Source organism: Ralstonia sp. RL, assembly GCF_001683835.1.
Lineage (GTDB): Bacteria > Pseudomonadota > Gammaproteobacteria > Burkholderiales > Burkholderiaceae > Ralstonia > Ralstonia mannitolilytica.
Genome location: NZ_LWRX01000171.1, coordinates 37547 through 56813, shown reverse-complemented (window position 1 = coordinate 56813; position 19267 = coordinate 37547). Strand labels below are relative to the sequence as shown.

General features: G+C 66.4%; 22 protein-coding genes. 10 read left to right on the top strand and 12 right to left on the bottom strand.

Features of this window, described 5'->3' with window-relative positions; translation table 11 throughout:
- Positions 1-303 (top strand): histone H1-like repetitive region-containing protein (locus tag A6M56_RS17205; RefSeq protein WP_286758254.1); only part of this gene is annotated, 303 nt, incomplete at its 5' end.
- A gap of 236 nt (positions 304-539) precedes the next feature.
- Here the strand turns inward: A6M56_RS17205 and A6M56_RS17200 are convergent.
- The 10 genes from A6M56_RS17200 to A6M56_RS17155 form a co-directional block, all read right to left on the bottom strand.
- On the bottom strand, positions 540-1007 hold the full coding sequence (locus tag A6M56_RS17200) for an outer membrane lipoprotein (RefSeq protein ID WP_045785972.1): 468 nt from the start codon (positions 1005-1007) through the stop codon (positions 540-542).
- 9 nt (positions 1008-1016) lie between these two features.
- Positions 1017-1952 carry a carbohydrate kinase family protein gene (locus A6M56_RS17195; RefSeq protein ID WP_102080123.1) on the bottom strand — a complete coding sequence of 312 codons (936 nt, stop codon included), beginning with the start codon at positions 1950-1952 and terminating at the stop codon, positions 1017-1019.
- A gap of 93 nt (positions 1953-2045) precedes the next feature.
- Positions 2046-2546 (bottom strand): thiol peroxidase, encoded by a 501-nt coding sequence (tpx, locus tag A6M56_RS17190; RefSeq protein WP_045785974.1) that lies wholly within the window; start codon positions 2544-2546, stop codon positions 2046-2048.
- A 47-nt stretch (positions 2547-2593) separates the two neighbouring features.
- Positions 2594-3964 (bottom strand): DUF3426 domain-containing protein, encoded by a 1371-nt coding sequence (locus A6M56_RS17185; RefSeq protein WP_102080122.1) that lies wholly within the window; start codon positions 3962-3964, stop codon positions 2594-2596.
- 105 nt (positions 3965-4069) lie between these two features.
- The gene (gene prmA, locus A6M56_RS17180) at positions 4070-4966 is read right to left on the bottom strand and encodes a 50S ribosomal protein L11 methyltransferase (protein WP_045785976.1); all 897 of its coding nucleotides are present in this window, start codon (positions 4964-4966) and stop codon (positions 4070-4072) included.
- Complete coding sequence (gene accC, locus A6M56_RS17175; protein WP_045785977.1) at positions 4963-6330, bottom strand: acetyl-CoA carboxylase biotin carboxylase subunit; 1368 nt, start codon at positions 6328-6330, stop codon at positions 4963-4965. The genes prmA and accC overlap by 4 nt, the downstream gene beginning before the upstream one ends.
- Before the next feature lie 132 nt (positions 6331-6462).
- Entirely contained in the window at positions 6463-6930 is a 468-nt protein-coding gene (gene accB, locus A6M56_RS17170; RefSeq protein WP_045785978.1) for an acetyl-CoA carboxylase biotin carboxyl carrier protein, read from the bottom strand.
- 140 nt (positions 6931-7070) lie between these two features.
- Positions 7071-7538, bottom strand: coding sequence for a type II 3-dehydroquinate dehydratase (aroQ, locus tag A6M56_RS17165; protein WP_045785979.1), 468 nt, complete (start codon positions 7536-7538; stop codon positions 7071-7073).
- 183 nt (positions 7539-7721) lie between these two features.
- The gene (locus A6M56_RS17160; RefSeq protein ID WP_045785980.1) at positions 7722-8246 is read right to left on the bottom strand and encodes a TlpA family protein disulfide reductase; all 525 of its coding nucleotides are present in this window, start codon (positions 8244-8246) and stop codon (positions 7722-7724) included.
- A gap of 63 nt (positions 8247-8309) precedes the next feature.
- Positions 8310-8984: a hypothetical protein gene (locus A6M56_RS17155; protein ID WP_045785981.1), complete on the bottom strand. Its 675-nt coding sequence runs from the start codon at positions 8982-8984 to the stop codon at positions 8310-8312.
- Positions 8985-9064: 80 nt separating this feature from the next.
- Here A6M56_RS17155 and mpl point away from each other — a divergent pair, with 80 nt between their 5' ends.
- The 7 genes from mpl to mtgA all read left to right on the top strand — a co-directional run bounded on the left by mpl (position 9065) and on the right by mtgA (position 16498).
- A complete protein-coding gene (gene mpl, locus A6M56_RS17150) occupies positions 9065-10450 on the top strand; it encodes a UDP-N-acetylmuramate:L-alanyl-gamma-D-glutamyl-meso-diaminopimelate ligase (RefSeq protein ID WP_102080285.1) in 1386 nt (461 codons plus the stop codon).
- 6 nt (positions 10451-10456) lie between these two features.
- Entirely contained in the window at positions 10457-11080 is a 624-nt protein-coding gene (locus tag A6M56_RS17145) for a YqiA/YcfP family alpha/beta fold hydrolase (protein ID WP_045785982.1), read from the top strand.
- Positions 11077-11655, top strand: a complete 579-nt coding sequence (locus A6M56_RS17140; protein WP_045785983.1) for a chorismate--pyruvate lyase family protein — start codon at positions 11077-11079, stop codon at positions 11653-11655. Before A6M56_RS17145 ends, A6M56_RS17140 begins: the two co-directional genes overlap by 4 nt.
- A gap of 141 nt (positions 11656-11796) precedes the next feature.
- Positions 11797-13875 carry a ribonuclease catalytic domain-containing protein gene (locus A6M56_RS17135; protein WP_102080121.1) on the top strand — a complete coding sequence of 693 codons (2079 nt, stop codon included), beginning with the start codon at positions 11797-11799 and terminating at the stop codon, positions 13873-13875.
- A 53-nt stretch (positions 13876-13928) separates the two neighbouring features.
- A complete protein-coding gene (locus A6M56_RS17130; RefSeq protein ID WP_045785985.1) occupies positions 13929-14843 on the top strand; it encodes an energy transducer TonB in 915 nt (304 codons plus the stop codon).
- Positions 14843-15769, top strand: coding sequence for a shikimate dehydrogenase (gene aroE, locus A6M56_RS17125; RefSeq protein WP_045785986.1), 927 nt, complete (start codon positions 14843-14845; stop codon positions 15767-15769). The genes A6M56_RS17130 and aroE overlap by 1 nt, the downstream gene beginning before the upstream one ends.
- Before the next feature lie 24 nt (positions 15770-15793).
- Entirely contained in the window at positions 15794-16498 is a 705-nt protein-coding gene (gene mtgA, locus A6M56_RS17120) for a monofunctional biosynthetic peptidoglycan transglycosylase (protein ID WP_045785987.1), read from the top strand.
- 9 nt (positions 16499-16507) lie between these two features.
- Here the strand turns inward: mtgA and corA are convergent, their stop codons facing one another.
- Positions 16508-17470 (bottom strand): magnesium/cobalt transporter CorA, encoded by a 963-nt coding sequence (gene corA, locus A6M56_RS17115; RefSeq protein ID WP_045785988.1) that lies wholly within the window; start codon positions 17468-17470, stop codon positions 16508-16510.
- Positions 17471-17684: 214 nt separating this feature from the next.
- Here corA and pyrF point away from each other — a divergent pair, with 214 nt between their 5' ends.
- Both pyrF and A6M56_RS17105 read left to right on the top strand, forming a co-directional pair.
- The gene (gene pyrF / locus A6M56_RS17110; RefSeq protein ID WP_045785989.1) at positions 17685-18500 is read left to right on the top strand and encodes an orotidine-5'-phosphate decarboxylase; all 816 of its coding nucleotides are present in this window, start codon (positions 17685-17687) and stop codon (positions 18498-18500) included.
- 40 nt (positions 18501-18540) lie between these two features.
- On the top strand, positions 18541-18756 hold the full coding sequence (locus A6M56_RS17105; RefSeq protein WP_082062858.1) for a metal transporter: 216 nt from the start codon (positions 18541-18543) through the stop codon (positions 18754-18756).
- 5 nt (positions 18757-18761) lie between these two features.
- Here A6M56_RS17105 and A6M56_RS17100 read toward each other — a convergent pair whose 3' ends face one another.
- On the bottom strand, positions 18762-19262 hold the full coding sequence (locus tag A6M56_RS17100) for a CinA family protein (RefSeq protein WP_045785991.1): 501 nt from the start codon (positions 19260-19262) through the stop codon (positions 18762-18764).
- Positions 19263-19267 lie beyond the last annotated feature (5 nt).

Below are 19267 nucleotides of genomic sequence, written 5' to 3'. Positions count from 1 at the left end.
CCCGCCAAGAAGGCCGCAGTGAAGAAGGTTGCTGCCAAGAAGGCGCCCGCCAAGAAGGCCGCAACCAAGAAGGTTGCTGCCAAGAAAGCACCTGCCAAGAAGGCTGCTGCGAAGAAGGCTCCGGCTGCGAAGAAGGCCGCTGCGAAGAAGGCTGCTGCCAAGCCTGCTGCGAAGAAGGCTCCGGCGAAGAAGGCTGTCGCCAAGCCTGCTGCTGCACCGGTCGCTGCACCTGCTGCACCCGCTGCCAAGACCGCGCTGAACCCGGCTGCGGCATGGCCGTTCCCGACCGGCAACCGTCCGTAAGTCATTCTTGCGACGGTGATCCTTCGGGACCACAGCGGCGCGCATGCCGCGCCCACCTGACCGGATACCGCGTATCTGGTCCGCAAGACCAGGTGTCTTGCACCGCCCGCCGATCGGCTCACGCCCCGGCGGGCTTTTTCATGTCTGCGCGATCGACGCGGCAGGCGTAAAAAAACCGCACCGGCGCAATGCCGATGCGGTCTTTTCCAATGCCGGCCGAAGCGGCTCTCGATCGTTCAGTGCGTCACGCGGGTCACGCCGCCCGACGACAGCAGGCGCACGCGCTCGCCGGGGCGGAAGGCCTCGTCGGCGTCTTGGGTGATGGCGCGGTATTCGCCGTTGTCGAGCTTGACGGTGATCTCGAGGCCGGGGCGCTTGTTCGCCTGGTTCTCGATGGCGCTGCCCGCGACGCCGCCCAGGATGGCGCCCAGTACGCCCGCCGCCACAGAGCCGTTGCCGCGCCCGATGGCCGCTGCCGAACCGATGCCGCCGATCGCGCCCCCGGCGATGGTGCCGACGCCTGTGGCTTCGCGGTCGATCACGACGTTGCGCACGGAATCCACCGTGCCGAAGCGCACCGTCTGTTCGCGTTGCGCCTGCGCCCCGGTGTACGCACTGTTGGAGTTGGTGCCCATGGCGCAGCCCTGCAGGCCGAGCGCGGCGACCAGCAAGGTCGCAGCACCGATGCGATAGATGGGTTTCATGTTCGTTCCTTATTGATACCGGTACCCGAAAGCGGACTCAAAGCGCCGGGCGATTTCGTCGACGGGCAGGCCGTGATTCTGCGGGCCTTGGCAGGCGATCTTGATCGAGCCCATCAGGCTGGCGAGGCGGCCGGTGGTCTCCCAGTCCAGGCCGTTCTCGATACCGTACAGCAGCCCACCGCGGAAGGCGTCGCCGCAGCCGGTCGGGTCGACCACACGCTCGGCCGGCACGACGGGAATAGTGTACTGCTTGCCGCCGGCGTGAATCTCCGCCCCTTCTTCCCCGCGCGTGACGATGAAGGCCTCGACGCGCTGCGCAAGCTCCGTCGCACTGTAGCCCGTACGTGACAGCATGACCTGCGCTTCGTAGTCATTGACCACCACGTAGGTAGCGAGTTCAACGAAGCGGCGCAGGTCGGCGCCATCAAACAGCGGCATCGCCTGGCCCAGATCGAAGATGAACGGCACGCCCGCTTCGGCGAACTGGGTGGCGTGGTGCAGCATCCCGTCGCGGCTGTCGGGGCCGACCAGGCCGAGCCGGGCGGGCAGCGCATCCTTAACCGAATTGACGCTCGACTGGCTCATCGCGCCTGGGTGGAACGCGGTGATCTGGTTGTTGTCGCGGTCGGTGGTGATCATGGCTTGCGCCGTGAAGGTGTCCGGGATCTCCGTGATGTACTTGGTGGAGATGCCGAGCTTCTTCAGGTGGTCCAGATAGGGGCCTGCGTCCTGGCCGACGGTGCCCATGATGATGGGCTCGCCGCCGAGCAGCTTGAGCGTGTAGGCGATGTTGCCTGCGCAGCCACCGAACTCGCGGCGCATGCTGGGCACGAGGAAGGAGACGTTCAGGATGTGGATCTTGTCGGGCAGGATGTGTTCGCGGAAGTGTCCGTCGAACGTCATGATGGTGTCGTAGGCGACAGAGCCGCAGATCACGCTGGCCATATTGAGAGGGCTCCAGATATGAACGCGGCCGCCCCAGTGGACGGCCGTGTGATGGACGAGAGACCGGTGGCCGGTCCCGCAACAGTTTGCAGCTTACTTCAGCGCGGCCAGGGCAGCGTCGTAGTCCGGCTCTTCCTTGATCTCGGGCACGAGCTGCGAATACAGGACGGTGTCGTCGGCATCGAGCACGACCACGGCGCGTGCGGTCACGCCGGCCAGCGGGCCCGACGTGATGTCGACGCCGTATGCTTGCTTGAAACCCTTGTCGCGGAAGGTGGACAGCGGCTTGACGTTGGCGATGCCCTCGGTCGTGCAGAAGCGGCCGGCGGCGAACGGCAGGTCGGCCGAGATGGACAGCACGACCGTGTTGTCGAGCTTGGCAGCGGCTTCGTTGAACTTGCGCGTGGAGGTGGCGCACACCGGGGTGTCCAGGCTCGGCACGATGTTCAGGACCTTGCGCTTGCCGGCAAAGTCAGCCAGCGACACGTCCTTCAGATCTGCGCCGACCAGCGTGAATGCCGGGGCCTTGTCGCCCTTCGCCGGGAATTTGCCGCCGACTTCGATCGGGTTGCCGCCAAGGGTCACGTTTGCCATGGTGTGCTGCTCCTTCGTGTTGATACGTGTTGGGGTGAATCAGGAATTCAGGGGTAGAAGATCAGCACCCGGTAGTTGGCCGTCGGGCGCTGGGACTCGAATCGTACCCGAATCGGCAGCTCGGCGCGGGCGGGCAGCCCTGACTTGCCGTATGCACTGTCGGTCGGGTTCAGGTAGTCGGTCGGCAGCAGGGCGCGGCGCGCGAGGAGCTGGTCCTGCAGGTCGGTGGTCACCAGTTCGATGGCCGGCAGGGCGACGGGGCCGCCGGCTCGGTTGCGCAGGGTCGCCGTCAGCACATACTGGTCTGATGCGTCGCCTTCCTGACGCTGCAACTGCGACGATTCGATCTGCAGTGCGTCGAGATCACGCGGTGGTGCCACCGTGCAATGCAGGGGTTGGCACATCGCTTCCCACAGCGGCCGGGTGGACGGCACCCGCCGCGCGATTTCTGCGCGCGCCAGGAAAAGCAGCTGCGCCACCGCCAGCACCGACAGAGCGCCGATCGCAACGCGTGCGAGTGTGCGGCGGCCGGTCGACTTGCGTGCCTGCTCGCGCGCCTGTGCGGCACGCAGGAAATCGAGCGTGGCTGCCGACACGCCGTGATTGGGGCCCCGCACCTTGCGTGAGCGGGGGGCGCCGGTCAGCGTGCGCTGCGGTGTCGGGCCGGCGTGTTCCACGGGCGTGCGCCGGGCCTGGCCCTGGCGCCTCGGTACGGGCGCGAACTGTGAATGCGGGTCGGACTCGTGGCGCAGCCAGACTGAGTCGTGCCGGTCCGACGGTGCGGGGGGGGCGGGAGTTTCTTCCTCGGCGGCGATGGCCGGTTCCACCGGCAAATCTGCCGACGGCTGCCTGGGTACGGCAGCGGCGAACGGGTCCTCCTCATCTTGAGGATCGCGAATGGGTGGCAGTCCGTGGAACGGGTCAGCGGGGGCGGCGGCGGGCTGCGGGTCGGCCGGTGCGGCTTCGGCTGGTGCTTCTTCGGGCAGAGGGCGGGTGTCCGGGGCGGACGGCTGCGTGTCAGATGCCGGCGTCGCGCCTTCCACCTCACCGAGATGCACTTCGGCCACGTCGTCGCCGGGCACTTCCTCTTCCCAGATCAACGTCATGCCGAAGCCGTGGTCGTGTTCGGCGGATGCAGACGCGGCGGGTGTTTCGGTGGGCGGTGCGGCAGGCTCCGTCGCGGCGACGCGCGCAGGTTCCGCGTCGGCAACGCGTTCCTGCGCGAGCGGTGGTGGCTCTGGCTGCGCGGCCGGCGCCGGTGCAGCGCCGAGTTCGATAAGGTGATTGCGCCCATCGAAGACATGGTTGCAGCGCCCGCAGCGGACGAGGCCGCCGCGCAGCCGGAGCTGGTCGGCGACGACACGGAATGCGGTATGGCAGTTGGGGCAGCGGGCGGCGAGACGTGGCGCAGTTGCCATGCGAGACGAGGAGAAAGGAACCGACCGCGCGAGTATTGCAGACAGTGGCGCCAGCGTCGACCCACCTTTGAGGGCCGGGCCGACGCTGCGCGCGCTTCCTGACTGTTAAGCCGGTTTCACGCCGTGCAGGCAGACCCAGCCGTCACGTGCGCGCCACACCGTCAACGGAATGGCCGAGGCATACGCGGCCGCGACTTCTTCCGCCTGGCGCTCGAGTACGCCCGACAGCACCAGCCGGCCGCCTGGACGCACACGTGCGCACAGCATGGCCGCCATGAGCTTGAGCGGGTTCGACAGGATGTTGGCGACGACGAGGTCGAACGTGCCTTCCGGCGCATCGTCCGGCAGGGCGAACGTCGCTTCGACGTGGTTGCGTTCGGCGTTGTAGCGCGAGGCATCGACGGCGTTCGGGTCGATGTCGACACCGACTGTTTCACCGGCGCCGAGCTTCTTGGCGACGATGGCCAGGATGCCCGAGCCGCAGCCGTAGTCCAGTGTGCGCTCTTGCGGCTGCACGTGGTGCTCGAGCCATTCCATGCACAGGCGCGTGGTCGGGTGGCTGCCGGTGCCGAAGGCCAGACCCGGATCCAGCTCCAGCACCACGGCGTCGGGGTCCGGGGCGTCGTGCCACGAGGGCACGACCCAGATGCGCTCGCCGATATGGATCGGCTCGAACTGCGATTGCGTCACGCGCACCCAGTCCTGCTCCTCAACCTCGCGCACGGTGAACTGCGGCAGCGGCGAGAGGCCGATTTCGTTGGCCGCGGCAGCCACGAGCAGGGCGGGGTCGGCGTCGTCGGCCAGCAGCGCCACCACGCGCGAGCGGTTCCACGCCAGGCGGGTCGGCTCGTGGCCCGGCTCGCCGAAGAGCGGTTCTTCGTCGGGCGTGTCGGCATCGGCGTCTTCCACCGAGACCGACAGGGCGCCGAGGTCGAACAGCGCCTCGGACAACGCCTCGGCGTCATCCCGCGCGACTTCGAGCACGCATTCGCGGTACGTCACTTGCCGCCGCCCTTGGCCACTTCCTGTTGCGCCAGACGGTGCTCGAGGTAGTGGATGTCCGTGCCGCCTTCCACGAAGTTGGCGTCGAGCATCAGGTCGCGGTGCAGCGGCACGTTGGTCTGGATGCCCTCGACCACCATTTCCGACAGGGCGATGCGCATGCGGGCGATGGCCTGCTCGCGCGTGGCGCCGTACGAAATGACCTTGCCGATCATCGAGTCGTAGTTGGGCGGCACGAAATAGCCATTGTAGGCATGCGAATCGACGCGGATGCCGGGGCCGCCCGGCGTATGCCACGCGGTGATGCGGCCCGGGGACGGCGTGAACTTGAACGGGTCTTCCGCGTTGATGCGGCACTCGATGGCGTGGCCGCGCAGCTGGATGTCCTTCTGGCGCAGGCGCAGCTTCTCGCCGGCGGCCACGCGGATCTGCTCCTGCACGATGTCGACGCCTGTGATCATCTCGGTGACGGGGTGCTCGACCTGCACGCGCGTGTTCATCTCGATGAAGTAGAACTCGCCGTTTTCGTACAGGAACTCGAACGTGCCCGCGCCACGGTAGCCGATCTTCTTGCATGCCTCGGCGCAGCGGTCACCGATGCGCTCGATCAGTCGGCGGGCGATGTGCGGTGCCGGCGCTTCCTCGATCACCTTCTGGTGGCGGCGCTGCATCGAGCAATCACGCTCGCCGAGCCAGATGGCGTTGCGGTGCTGGTCGGCCAGAACCTGGATTTCCACATGGCGCGGATGCTCCAGGAACTTCTCCATGTAGACCTCGGGGTTGCCGAAGGCACGGCCGGCTTCTTCGCGCGTCATGTTGACGGCGTTGATCAGCGCGGCCTCGGTGTGGACCACGCGCATGCCGCGGCCGCCACCGCCGCCGGCGGCCTTGATGATCACGGGGTAGCCGACCTTGCGGGCGATCGCCAGGATCTCCTTCGGGTCATCGGGCAGGGCGCCGTCGGAGCCCGGCACGCACGGCACGCCGGACTTGAGCATCGCCTGCTTGGCCGACACCTTGTCGCCCATGAGGCGAATACATTCGGGCGTCGGGCCGATGAAGGTGAAGCCGGATTGCTCAACGCGCTCGGCAAAGTCGGCGTTTTCCGACAGGAAGCCGTAGCCGGGGTGGATGGCCTGGGCGTCGGTCACCTCGGCGGCCGAGATGATGGCCGGCATGTTCAGGTACGACAGCGGCGACGGTGCCGGGCCGATACACACGGCTTCGTCGGCCAATTTGACGTATTTGGCTTCCTTGTCCGCCTCGGAATAGACCACCACGGTCTTGATGCCGAGCTCGCGGCAGGCGCGCTGGATGCGAAGAGCGATCTCGCCGCGATTCGCGATCAGGATCTTGTCGAACATCGTGTTCTCGCTACAAAAAGGAGAGGCGAGGGCGCTGTGGCCGGGCTGCACTCAGTGGCAGCCCTTGTGCGCCGGCTCGCGCTCGGATGCGGCACGCTGCGCGCCGCACGATGAGGGTCGGATGCCTGGAGATCAGCCGATGACGAACAGCGGTTGGCCGTACTCCACAGCCTGGCCGTTCTCGATCAGGATTTCCTTGATGACGCCGGCCTTGTCTGCTTCGATTTCGTTGAGCAGCTTCATCGCTTCGATGATGCACAGCGTCTGGCCTTCCTTGACCGTGTCGCCCACCTTGACGAACTCGGCCGCGCCGGGCGACGGCGAACGGTAGAACGTACCGACCATCGGCGACGTCACGATGTGGCCCGCAGGCAGCGCCGGGGTCGAGGCTTCAGCGCCGGCGGCGGGCGCCGGGGTCGCCGTCACGGCGGGGGCAGCCGGGGCAGCGGGCATCGGCGCATACTGCATCGGCGCAGCCACCACTTGCTGCGGGGCCGACTTGACGATGCGGACCTTGCCTTCGCCCTCGGTCACTTCGAGTTCCGAAATGCCCGATTCGGCCACGAGGTCGATCAGCGTTTTCAGCTTGCGCAAATCCATGAACGTTCTCCTGCAGCGTCGGCGTCTGGGTCAGGGGATGTGCGGGAATGGCTTTTCGGCCGCACATCGGTCCAGGTGCTCCAGGCGCTGGCGTGGTTGCGTTGGTTAAAGTAGGTTGAATGAAGGAAAGAGACGGCCGTTCAGCCGCCGTGTTGATCGATTGCGTAGTCCAGCGCCGCCAGGTAGCCGCGCCAGCCGAGCCCGCAGATGACGCCGACTGCCTGGTCCGCCAGATACGAGTGGTGACGGAACGGCTCGCGGCGGTGCACGTTGGACAGGTGGACTTCGATGTACGGAATCGCCACGCCGGCCAGCGCGTCGCGCAGCGCCACACTGGTATGCGTGTAGGCGGCCGGGTTGATGATGATGAATTCGACGCCTTCACCCTTGGCGGCGTGGATGCGGTCGACCAGCGCGCCTTCGTGGTTCGACTGAAAGTGCGCCAACGTCACGCCGCGCGCCTGGGCGCGTTCCACCAGGGCGGCATTGATGTCGGCCAGGGTGGTCGCCCCATAGACTTCCGGTTCACGCGTTCCCAATAAATTGAGGTTGGGCCCGTGCAAGACGAGCACGCTGTGAAGCGCTTTGGTGGTCGGTTTGTCAGCCACGATTTGACCGGTTGAGCGAAGTTGGGCGCAATTTACAGCAACTTAGAATGCTTTGTCTAGTTTTTGCTGAAAAAGTATCGACAAATCGGTGTTTTCACGGATCTTGGCGCTTTCGACGGCAGTTTCCGGCAAAAAGAAGGGGAGTTGCCTGCACATGAACGTCATATGACGTTTTTGCAAGTTTCATATGCGTTGCAACGCGACGCGCAATTCCTCCGCATGCACTCGGCCCATCTTCCGGAAGGTGATATCACCCTGAGGGTTCAGGATCACCGTAAACGGGAGGCCCCCTACCTCGTTTCCGAACTGGCGCCCGAGTTCCGTGCCCCCAAAACCGGCCACCGCAACCGGATAGGTGACGCGCACCTTACTCAGAAACGCCTGGATGTTGGCAGCGGAGTCGATGCCGATGCCCACGAAGCGGACCTTGCCCTTCTGCTCGTTGGCCAGCGCGGATAGCTCCGGCATTTCCTCGACGCAAGGGCCGCACCACGGCGCCCAGAAATTGACCACGACCGTCTGGCCACGGAACGCCGCCAGGTCCAGGGTTGCGCCGCTCGCGTCCGGCAGTTTGGTGCCGTAGAACGTGGCGACGGCCGCATTGGCCGGCGGCTTCGGTTCGGTGTGGCGATGCCCGATGTAGACGCCCAGCGCGGCGGCGGCCGTGCCGGCAACCAGCAGGGCGATCAAAGTGGTGCGGCGGGACATGGTCGGCGTGGGCCCCTATTGTATACAGCGCGATGGCGTGCGGGATTGTACTCCTGTCGGCCCTCACCCCCCGGACAGCAGGCTGCGCACCGCCTCGGCATCGCCGCGCTGGGTCTTGCCGGTGGCGTCGGGGCGGCGGGCGCCACGCACGTCGTCCAGGTCATACAGGGCGATGTGGACGCCGACGGGGGTGCCCGTCTGCGCGCGCAGCTCCCGGGCGAGATCGCGCGATTCGGGCCCCGCCGGCCATTGACCGCGCCACAGGAAGCTGAGCGTTTCCACTTCGTCGCGGCCAGCGAAGTGAGCACTCTCTGTCGTGTCGAAATCCACGCCGGCGTTGAGCAGGAAGATCGCGACGTCCTTCGGACTGTCACAGAAGACCTGCAGGTGGATGTCGGAGTGCTCGCTGGCGGTGCCGTTGAACACTGCGCCGGCCAGATACGGGTTGTAGACCTCGAGGCCCTCCATCAAGACCAGCGCGATACGGCGTAGCAGCGCAAGCACGCGCGGCTGGGAATCCGCCTGAAACAGCGCCTGGTATTCACGGACTTCGGTTTCGACCTGCTCGTTATCCGGAAGCCACTCGCCGACTGCGCGCGCTTCCGTGCCGAGCACCTGGCGTGCGGCCTTGCGCTTGGCAGTGGCGTAGTCGGCACCGTCCTCCGCGATCATGCGGGCGGCAACGGCGGCGATTTCCTCCCGCACGCGGACGGGGTCGAGGGTAGGGCGTTTTGACATGGCTCTATTTTACTGAAGCGGGGGGAGCCGCCCCGAAACCAGCGGGTACAATGCCGCGCAACGAAGTCGAGACGTCTCCCATGCATATCCACATCCTTGGAATCTGCGGCACCTTCATGGGCGGTATTGCCCTGATCGCCCGTCAGGCCGGCCACCGCGTCACGGGTTGCGACGCCAACGTCTATCCGCCGATGAGCACCCAGCTCGAGGCGCAGGGCATTGAACTCATCGAGGGGTTCGACCCCGGGCAGCTGTCGGTCGGCGCCGATCTGTACGTGATCGGCAACGTGGTTTCGCGCGGCAACCCGCTGATGGAGGCCATCCTCGACCGCAACCTGCCTTACGTGTCGGGCCCGCAATGGCTGGGCGACAACGTGCTGCGGCAAAAGTGGGTGCTGGCGGTGGCCGGCACGCACGGCAAGACCACGACGACCTCGATGCTGGCGTGGATCCTGGAAGACGCCGGCTACCAGCCCGGTTTCCTGGTGGGCGGCGTGCCGCGCAATTTCGGTGTGTCTGCGCGGCTGACCGAATCCGACTTTTTCGTCATCGAGGCGGACGAATACGATACGGCGTTCTTCGACAAGCGCAGCAAGTTCGTCCACTACCGTCCCCGCACGGCCATCCTCAACAATCTGGAGTTCGATCACGCTGACATCTTCCCCGATCTTGGCGCGATCGAGACGCAGTTCCACCACCTCGTGCGCACGGTGCCGGGCCAGGGGCGACTCCTTGTCAATAGCCGCGAGGATAGCCTGAAGCGCGTACTTGAGCGCGGATGTTGGTCGGAAGTCGAGCATTTCGGCGCAGAAGACGTAGCAGGGTGGAACATCTCCGACCTTGGCGCCGACGACAGCTTCGACGTGGTGTTCCACGGTCAACCGCAGGGCCGGGTACGCTGGGCGCTGCAAGGCGACCACAACCGCATGAACGCCCTGGCTGCCATTGCTGCAGCCCGCCACGTCGGCGTGCCGCCCGCGCAGGCCATTGAAAGCCTGGGGCGCTTCGAAAACGTGAAGCGGCGGATGGAGGTGCGCGGTACCGTGGACGGCGTGACGGTCTACGACGACTTCGCGCATCACCCCACCGCCATCCGAACGACGCTGGAAGGCCTGCGCCGGCGCGTGGGCGATGCCCGCATCCTCGCTGTGCTGGAGCCGCGCTCGAACACCATGAAGCTGGGAGTGATGAAGCAGCAGCTGCCGGATAGCCTCGCCGGCGCGGACCAGGTGTTCGCGTTCGGCGCCGCCGATGGCCGGGACGCCATCGGCTGGGACCTCGCCGGCGCGCTGGCGCCTCTGGGCAAGCGCGCCGCTGCGTTTTCCGATTTGCCGACGCTGGTGGCGGCGGTCACGGCTGCCGCCCGCCCGGGCGACCACGTGCTTGTGATGAGCAACGGCGGTTTCGGTGGGGTGCATCAGAAGCTGCTCGACGCCTTGGCCGCCCGCGTCGGCGCGGCGCACTGAGCGCATATGCTGGCATCCATCGTCTATCTGCACGGATTTCGCTCGTCGCCGCGCTCCTTCAAGGCGCAGTTGCTTGGTAAGCGGATGGCGTCTGTCGGGCTGGCCGGCCGCTACGTGTGCCCCGCGCTGCCTGTCTCGCCGCGCCATGCCCTGGAAGAGGTCGAGGCGTTGATCGCTGAACTTGAAGCGCGTGACGGCGTCAAGCCGGCCCTCATCGGTTCCTCGCTGGGTGGCTACTACGCCACATGGCTCGCGGAGCGACACGGCTTGCGTGCGGCGATGCTGAATCCCGCCACCCGCCCTGACCGCGATCTTGCCAAGTACGTCGGCGAGCAGCCGTTGTGGCACGGTGGCGGCACGATTCGCGTCGAGCCGCATCACCTCGACGAGCTGCGGGCGCTGGCCGTGCCGGCCGTCACGCAGCCGGAGCGCTATTACCTGCTGGCTGCCACGGGCGACGAGGTGCTGGATTACCGTGAAATGCTGGCCCACTTCCCCGGCGCGGCCACGCGCATCATCGAAGGCGGCGACCACGGGATCAGCGATTTCGCGCGCTACATGGACGAAGTGCTCGTCTTCTGCGGCGTTCCGGCCGACATCTTGGCGACGCATCCCTTCGACGGCACATGACCGGGACCCCGTTGTACCCGCGTAGCGCCTGGCGTCGCGCGTTGCCTCCCGCCGTCGTGTATGCCCGGCACTGGGCGCGTTGGGCAGTCGGCGCCAGTTCGCTGACGGCACGGCTGCGTGCGGCCTCGTCCACGTTCGAGGTGCGGCTGCTTGGCCAGAAGCGCGCGATGCCGTTGCGGGACGAATGGCGGTGTCTCGGCATGACCGGGCCCGCAGAGACCCTGGTGCGCGAGGTACTGCTCGCCTGCAACGGCATCCCGGTCGTCTATGCGCACACCGTCGTGCATCCCCGCAGCGTGGCGCTCGACTGGCCGTTCCTGAAGGCGCTTGGCACGCAGCCGCTCGGCCATTCGCTGTTTGCCGATCCGCGGGTCGAGCGCGGCGCGTTCGAGTTTGCGCTGCTTGACGCGCGGCATCCGCTGGTACGTCGCGCAGACGATGCCCTGGGAGACGCGCCGGTCGCTAGGAGTGGGCGTCTGCCGGCGCGGCGGTCGGTGTTCCGGCGCGGCGCCAGTGCGATGCTGGTGACGGAAGTTTTCCTGCCGGCGCTGGCGGCTTTTCACCCGCCGCGGTAGGCGCATTTCGCGGGCGCGGGGCCCGGTCAGTGCGGTATCATCGGCCCCAACTTTTCGTTGCCGCACACGCTTCGGGTGTGGCGATTCCACCTCATTCAGAGCGGCCAGACATTGCGTTCGTGCCGCGATCCAGACAAATCCATGCAGTTGCTGTTCGAAGAAGGCGGCGAGATCCGCGCGGGCACCGTCTTGTCCCAACAGGGCGAGGCCTACCAGGTCGAGTTGCCGAGTGCCAAGCGCACCAAGGTCAAATCCCGGGACGTGTTGCTGCAGTTCGCCCAGCCGTCGGCGGGCGAGCTGTCGCAGGCTGCGCAGGCGCTGTCGACAGAGATCGATCTGGATTTCCTGTGGGAGTGCGCCCCCGCCGATGAGTTTGGCTTTACCGATCTGGCGGCCGAGTATTTCGGCGCCGGGGCAGATGCCACCCAGCAAGCGGCGCTGGCCCTCGCGCTGCATGGCGCACCCATCTACTTCCGCCGCAAGGGCCGCGGCCGGTACCAGCGTGCGCCGGAAGATCAGCTGAAGGCCGCGCTGGCCGGCCTCGAGCGCAAGAAGCAGCAAGCCGCGCTGCAGGCCGAATACGAGGCCGAGCTCAAGGCCATGCGCCTGCCTGAAGCGTTCCGCGGCAAGACGCTGCAGCTGCTGTTCAAGCCGGACAAGAACAGCCTCGAATACAAGGCGCTCGATGCGGCATGCACGGCGCTGGGCCTGTCGCCGATGCGCCTGATGGTGGCGGTCGGCGGCATTGCCAATGCGCGCGCGCTGCACGAAGCGCGCTTCCTCTCGGAGTGCTTCCCGAAGGGCACCGGCTTTCCGGAGGTAGCCGTGCCGGAACCGGCGTTGGAGTTGCCGGCGGCCGATGTGCGCGCGTTCTCCATTGACGACGTGACCACCACCGAGATCGACGACGCCATCTCGGTCACGCCGATTGACGACACGACGGTGCGCATCGGCATCCACATCGCCGCGCCGGGCTTCGGCATCCAGCGCGGCGATGCGCTCGATGCGATCGCCCGCCAGCGCCTGTCGACCGTGTACTTCCCCGGCGACAAGATCACGATGCTGCCGGAATCGGTGGTCGATCGCTACACGCTGCAGGAAGGGCGCGCGTGCCCGGCGCTGTCGCTGTATGTGACGGTCGACCGTACCACGTGGACGGTGACCGCCAGCGAGACGCGCTGCGAATCTGTGACGGTGGCGGCCAACCTGCGCCACAACCTGCTCGAGGAGGTCATCACCGCCGAGGCCCTGGCCGCAGGCTCGGGCGAGTACCCGTTCAAGGCGGAGCTGGCTGTGCTGTGGCCGTTTGCCTGCGCGTTGTACGACGCGCGTCAGCAGGCACGCATTGCCAGTGGCCTGAAACCCGAGGGTGCGCAGCGGGGCGATTACTCGTTCTACATCGACCCGATCCCCGAGGCCGAAGGCGGCGGCGAGCGCGTACGCATCGAGCAGCGCAAGCGCGGCTCGCCGCTGGACAAGATCGTCGCCGAGCTGATGATCCTGGCCAACAGCACGTGGGGTCGCATGCTGGCGGACGCCGGCGTGCCTGGCATCTATCGCACGCAGAAGGCGTGGGGCATGCACCGCACGCGCATGCAGACGTATCCCGCGCCGCACGAGGGCCTGGGCGTGGCGCAATACGCGTGGAGCACGTCGCCGCTGCGCCGCTACGTCGACCTCGTGAATCAGTGGCAGATTGCTGCGGTGGCGCAGCATGGCGTCACGGCCAAGCTGGTTGCGCCCTTCAAGCCCAAAGACGCCGACCTGCTGGCCGCCGTGGCCGATTTCGAAGCGACCTACGCCGCTTACGCCGATCATCAGTCGACCATGGAGCGCTACTGGTGCCTGCGCTGGCTGAAGCAGGAAAACCGCACGCGCATGCCGGCTGTGGTGCTCAAGGACGGCGCCGTGCGCTTCGCCGAGATTCCGCTGGTGACCAAGGTGCCGGAACTGGCACAGGCCGCGCGCGGCACGCACGTCGTGCTCGACATCCTGGACACCGATGAGATCGGCCTGGAGGTGTCGTGCCGCGTGGTGGAAATCCTTGCGCCTGCCGCGGACGCCGAAGCCGAAGCCGAGGCGATGGAAGAAGAACTGGCCGAAGCCCCGGCCGAACCACAACCTGGCGCCGATGGGGAAGAGGCGCATGCCGAAGCCGAGACAGCTGTGGCGCCGCCGCCGCAGGATGGCGAGACCGGTGGAACGCCCGCGGCCGCATAACTACAATCGCAGTCAGCTTTTTTCTTCGCGCATCGCTCAGGAACCGCCTCGACATGGCCGCCCTTGCAAACCGCCCGGACTGGTCCGGCAGCAGTACGCTCACCAAGGCGCTGGTGGTGTCGCTGGCCGTGCACGTTCTGTTGCTGTTCGTGCGCGTGGTAGCGCCGGAGGCATTCGACATCAAGCGCGACGATCCGGGGCTGGACGTGGTGCTGGTCAATGCCAAGTCATCCACGGCGCCGGCCAAGGCGACGGCCGTGGCGCAGGTCAACCTCAACGGCGGCGGTGAGTTCGACCAGCAGCGCGCCACCACGCCGCTGCCGGCCGATACCAACGAACAGACCGGCGATGCCATCAAGCTTACGCAGCGCCGCCTTGAGTATCTGGAGCAGGAGCAGCGCCGCCTGCTGACGCAATCGAAGGAGCGCGCGCCGCTGGTCAATGACCGCCAGGTCAAACCGGGCGAGCGTCCGCAGCCATCGCCCACCAACGGCACCGACGACCGCACCACTCAAGACGAAATCGCCCGCTTGCAGGCCGAGATCGACCGCAATCTCGAGCACTACGCCAAGCGCCCGCGCCGCAACGTGCTGACCGCCGCCAGCGCCCGCCAGGTCGACTACGCCCGCTACTACGATGCCGTGCGCCGCAAGATCGAGACGCGCGGCACCGCCAACTTTCCGAGCCAGAACGGCCACCCGCTGTACGGCGAACTGATTGTCGTGATCAGCATCAACCGAGATGGCCAGCTTGGCTACAACCAGGACGGCTACAAGATCGAGGGCATCGAGATTGCCAAGAGCTCCGGCAACCCGGCGCTCGATCGCCAGGCCATCGCCATCGTCCGTTCGTCGGCCCCGTTCGGCAGCTTCCCGGCCGAGATGCGCAAGCGCGTCGACATCCAGGATGTGGTCGCCACGTTCAAGTTCACCCGGGCAGGGCTCGAAACGCACCTGCAGACCCGCTGATGTCGTCGTCCAAGTCTTCGTTCCAAGACGCGATTCTCGCCGCCGCGAGCGCGCCGCCCACGGATCGCTATGGCGTGATCGGCAACCCGATCTCGCACAGCAAGTCGCCCACCATCCACGCCGCGTTTGCGCAGCAGACCGGCCAGCACATCCGCTACGAACGCATCTATGCCGAGCTCATCGCATTCGAAGAGACCGTGCAGAACTTCGTACGCGAAGGCGGACGCGGGCTGAATGTGACCGTGCCGTTCAAGCTCGATGCATATGGGATGGCGACGTCGCTGTCGCTGCGGGCGCAATCCGCAGGCGCGGTCAACACACTGAAGTTCGACGGCGAGGAGATCTTCGGCGACAACACCGACGGCGTGGGCCTGGTGCGTGACATCACGCACAACATCGGCAACAGCCTGGAAGGCGAGCGCGTGCTGCTGCTCGGCGCCGGAGGCGCGGCGCGCGGCGTGCTGCTGCCGCTGCTGGAGCACAAGCCGTCACGGGTGTTCGTTGCCAATCGCACCGCTGACCGCGCAGTCATGCTGGCGGAGCGCTTCGAGGCGGCCGCCAAGCTCCACGAAGTCGAACTCATCGGCAGCGGCTATGACCAGCTCGGTGTCGACGACGTGTTCGACGTCATCATCAACGCTACCGCCAGCAGCCTGCAGGCCGAGGTGCCGCCGATCCCGACCACCGTGTTCGGGCCCAACGCGCTGGCGTACGACATGATGTACGGGCCGCGGCCGACGGTATTCATGGAGTTCGCCAAGCGCAACGGCACGCGTGCGTGGGACGGACTGGGCATGCTGGTCGAGCAGGCCGCGGAGTCGTTTCTCGTCTGGCGCGGCGTGCGCCCGGAAACCGCGCCGGTGCTGCACGCCATGCGTGAAGGCCTGCAGGGCGAAGCCGCGGTGGCCGCGCGCACGCAACGCTGAACCGCCCCCTAGCGAAGACCCGCGATGATGCGTTGGTTCGGCTACGTGATCGGCTGTTTCGTGGCGGGCGTGGTCGCGCTCAACCTGTACTTCTTCGCTGCCATCGCGAGCTGGCAGGTGTTCAATCCCTCGTCCACCTCGTTCATGCGTGCGGAGCGCATGCGCCTGTGCGGCGCCAACGTCTTCACCTGCAGGATCGACCATCGCTGGGTGAACTACGACCAGATTTCGCGCAACCTCAAGCGGGCCGTCATCGCCAGCGAAGACGCGGATTTCGTCTCGCACAGCGGCTGGGAAGTCGACGCCATGCTCGACGCCTGGGAGAAGAACAAGAAGCGCGGCCGTGTCGTCGCGGGCGGCTCGACCATCACGCAGCAACTGGCCAAGAACCTGTTCCTCTCGGGCGAGCGCCACTACCTGCGCAAGGGCGAGGAGCTGCTCATCACGTGGATGCTCGAATTCTGGCTCGACAAGGAGCGCATCCTCGAGATCTATCTGAACTCGGTCGAGTGGGGCGAGGGCGTATTCGGCGCCGAGGCCGCTGCCCAGCATTACTTCAAGCGCCCTGCCTCGCAGTTGACGGTGGGCCAGGCGGCTCGCCTCGCCGCGGCGCTGCCGGCGCCCAAGTGCTTCGACAAGAAGAGCTACTGCGCCAATGTGCACGTGAACTTCACGCGCAAGGCGACCATCATTGCCAACCGGATGGGCTCGGCCACGCTGCCGGACTGACGCGCCGGTTCAGTTGAGCCAGCCCTTGCGCCGGAAGTAGATCAGCGGAATCGCTGCCGACACGATCATCAGCCCGATTGCATACGGGTAGCCCTCAGCCCACTCCAGCTCCGGCATCACCTTGAAATTCATGCCGTAGATCGAGGCGATCAGCGTGGGCGGCATCAGCGCCACCGACACCACCGAGAACAGCTTGATGATCTTGTTCTGGTTGATGTTGATGAAACCGACCGTGGCGTCCATCAGGAAGTTGACCTTGTCCGACAGGAACGCCGTGTGGTTCTCGATGGAGTCGATGTCGCGCAGCACCTGGCGCGCCTCGTCCTGCTGATCGGTCGACAGCAGCTGGCTGCGCAGCAGGAACGACACGGCGCGACGCGTATCCATCACGTTCCGGCGGATGCGGCCGTTCAGGTCTTCCACGCGGGCGATGATCTCCAGCACGTCGGCGGCGGCGGCGTCCGTCACCTCATCGGCCAGCACGCGTTTGCTGGCGTCCTCCAGCCGTTCGTAGACTTCCTCGATGGAGTCCGCCGAATATTCCGCGTCGGTGGCGTAGAGATCCATCAGCACGTCTTTCGCGTTGCGTACCGACCCCGGGCGCAGCCGCGCCCGCATGCGCACGAGGCGGAACGCGGGCAGGTCTTCGTCGTGGATGGAGAACAGCACATCCTTGGTCAGCACGAACGCCACGCGCACGTTGCGGGACGTGGTCTCCTCGTCGAGCAGGAAATCGGTGCGGATGTGGATGTGGCCGTCTTCGCCTTCAAAGTAGCGGGCGGAAGCCTCCAGGTCGCCCAATTGCTCGAGTTCGGGCAGCACGACGCCGTAGGCTTCCTTGATCCAGGCGAGTTCTTCGTCATCCGGGTCGATCACGTCGATCCAGATCGGCTTGTGCTGCAGCAACTCGCTGCGGTCTTCGACCTGTTCCTGCGCGAGACGGCCTTTTTGCACGACGAACAGGTTGATCATGCGGAGCTTCCTTGGAGCGGGGCGTTGAACAGCGGGGCGAAAAATCGCGCCGAGTGTAGCGTAAAGACACGGCGGAATCAGCCAGAAACCGTGACTCGGCCCGCACGCGTGGGATGGATGCGACGCCAGGATGATGCCGCCATCTGGCCGCCCCGCGGGTAAAATGGAGCGAAGTCATGCGGCAGCCCGGCCGCGTCCTCACCTTCCCGACACCATGCGATTTACCGAACAACTGGCTGCCGCCTGGCAGCGCAACAACTCCTTGCTGTGCGTCGGGCTCGATCCCGATCCGGCGCGCCTGCCGGCGTCGCTCACCAGCACGGGCGGCGCGATCTTCTCGTTCTGCCGTGCCATCGTCGATGCCACCGCCGACCTCGTCTGCGCATTCAAGCCGCAGATTGCGTACTTCGCATCGCAGCGCGCGGAAGACCAGCTCGAGCAGCTCATCAATTACATCCATGAGGCCTATCCGGGCATTCCGGTCATCCTCGATGCCAAGCGCGGCGACATCGGCTCGACGGCCGAACACTACGCGAAGGAAGCCTTCGAGCGCTATCACGCCGATGCCATCACCGTGAGCCCTTACATGGGCTTCGACTCCATGCAGCCGTACCTGGCGCACGCCGACAAGGGCGTGATCGTGCTGTGCCGCACGTCCAATGCGGGCGGCAGCGATGTGCAGTTCCTGGAAACGGGCGGCCGCCCCGTCTACCAGGTCGTGGCCGAACGCGCGCGCGATGTGTGGAACACCAGCGGCCAGATGGGCCTGGTGGTGGGCGCGACGTTTCCGCAGGAGATCGCCAAGGTGCGGGAGATCGTCGGCGACATGCCGCTGCTGATTCCGGGCATCGGCGCCCAGGGCGGCGATATCGAGGCCACCGTGCGCGCTGGCCGCACTGCCGACGGGACCGGCATGATGATCAACTCGTCGCGCGCGATCCTGTACGCGAGCAGCGACAGCGATTTCGCCGATGCCGCCCGGCGCGTCGCGGAACACACCCGCGACCAGATCAACCAGTTCCGCAACTGAGCCGGGTTCCCGGCCCGGTTGCTGTGAGAGCGAGGACGCCATGACCACGCATCCACATCCGCCTGTGGCCGGTACCCACCGGGACGAGACGGGCAAGGATCCGGACCGCAAGCTCGAGAAAGAGCGCGACGACACCCACGAGCATGAGACGACGCGCCGCGATCACGATCGCGACCGTCGCCACGAGCACGATCACGAACACCAGCCGGAACACGACCACGCGCCGCATCGACGGCCCGATCATCCAACCGACTGAAGCGGTCAGGACTCGGCTGCGTCCAGGAAGTCGAGCAGGCCGCGCAGGGCGTGCTCCGCCGCTTGCAGCCGCACCTGCTTGCGATCGCCTTTGAAGTGACGTGTCTCCACGCGTGTCTGCAGCCGGTTGCTCCAGCCGAAGCAGACCATGCCGACCGGCTTGTCGGGCGTGCCGCCGGTCGGGCCGGCCACGCCGGTAATCGCCACCGCCATCTGGGCGCGGCTATTGAGCACAGCGCCTTCGGCCATGGCGCGCGCGACGGCCTCGCTCACCGCGCCGTGCTCGCGGATCAGCGCCGCCGGCACTCCCAGCATCTGCGATTTGGCCTCGTTGGAATACACCACGAAGCCTCGCTCGAGCCATCCCGACGAGCCTGACACATCTGTGATCGCGGCCGACACGAGGCCGCCGGTGCACGACTCGGCCGTCGCCATCATCAGGCTGCGCTTGTGGAGTGTGTCGCCAACCAGTTCGGCCAGTTGAGCCAGTGCGCGGGATTCAGCCATTGCAA

Excerpts from the sequence above, each read along its gene's own strand:
- A6M56_RS17200 (WP_045785972.1), bottom strand. The coding sequence starts at position 1,007 with ATGAAACCCATCTATCGCATCGGTGCTGCGACCTTGCTGGTCGCCGCG.
- A6M56_RS17195 (WP_102080123.1), bottom strand. The coding sequence starts at position 1,952 with ATGGCCAGCGTGATCTGCGGCTCTGTCGCCTACGACACCATCATGACG.
- tpx (WP_045785974.1), bottom strand. The coding sequence starts at position 2,546 with ATGGCAAACGTGACCCTTGGCGGCAACCCGATCGAAGTCGGCGGCAAA.
- A6M56_RS17185 (WP_102080122.1), bottom strand. The coding sequence starts at position 3,964 with ATGGCAACTGCGCCACGTCTCGCCGCCCGCTGCCCCAACTGCCATACC.
- accC (WP_045785977.1), bottom strand. The coding sequence starts at position 6,330 with ATGTTCGACAAGATCCTGATCGCGAATCGCGGCGAGATCGCTCTTCGC.
- accB (WP_045785978.1), bottom strand. The coding sequence starts at position 6,930 with ATGGATTTGCGCAAGCTGAAAACGCTGATCGACCTCGTGGCCGAATCG.
- A6M56_RS17160 (WP_045785980.1), bottom strand. The coding sequence starts at position 8,246 with ATGTCCCGCCGCACCACTTTGATCGCCCTGCTGGTTGCCGGCACGGCC.
- A6M56_RS17155 (WP_045785981.1), bottom strand. The coding sequence starts at position 8,984 with ATGTCAAAACGCCCTACCCTCGACCCCGTCCGCGTGCGGGAGGAAATC.
- mpl (WP_102080285.1), top strand. The coding sequence starts at position 9,065 with ATGCATATCCACATCCTTGGAATCTGCGGCACCTTCATGGGCGGTATT.
- A6M56_RS17145 (WP_045785982.1), top strand. The coding sequence starts at position 10,457 with ATGCTGGCATCCATCGTCTATCTGCACGGATTTCGCTCGTCGCCGCGC.
- A6M56_RS17140 (WP_045785983.1), top strand. The coding sequence starts at position 11,077 with ATGACCGGGACCCCGTTGTACCCGCGTAGCGCCTGGCGTCGCGCGTTG.
- A6M56_RS17135 (WP_102080121.1), top strand. The coding sequence starts at position 11,797 with ATGCAGTTGCTGTTCGAAGAAGGCGGCGAGATCCGCGCGGGCACCGTC.
- A6M56_RS17130 (WP_045785985.1), top strand. The coding sequence starts at position 13,929 with ATGGCCGCCCTTGCAAACCGCCCGGACTGGTCCGGCAGCAGTACGCTC.
- aroE (WP_045785986.1), top strand. The coding sequence starts at position 14,843 with ATGTCGTCGTCCAAGTCTTCGTTCCAAGACGCGATTCTCGCCGCCGCG.
- mtgA (WP_045785987.1), top strand. The coding sequence starts at position 15,794 with ATGATGCGTTGGTTCGGCTACGTGATCGGCTGTTTCGTGGCGGGCGTG.
- corA (WP_045785988.1), bottom strand. The coding sequence starts at position 17,470 with ATGATCAACCTGTTCGTCGTGCAAAAAGGCCGTCTCGCGCAGGAACAG.
- pyrF (WP_045785989.1), top strand. The coding sequence starts at position 17,685 with ATGCGATTTACCGAACAACTGGCTGCCGCCTGGCAGCGCAACAACTCC.
- A6M56_RS17105 (WP_082062858.1), top strand. The coding sequence starts at position 18,541 with ATGACCACGCATCCACATCCGCCTGTGGCCGGTACCCACCGGGACGAG.
- A6M56_RS17100 (WP_045785991.1), bottom strand. The coding sequence starts at position 19,262 with ATGGCTGAATCCCGCGCACTGGCTCAACTGGCCGAACTGGTTGGCGAC.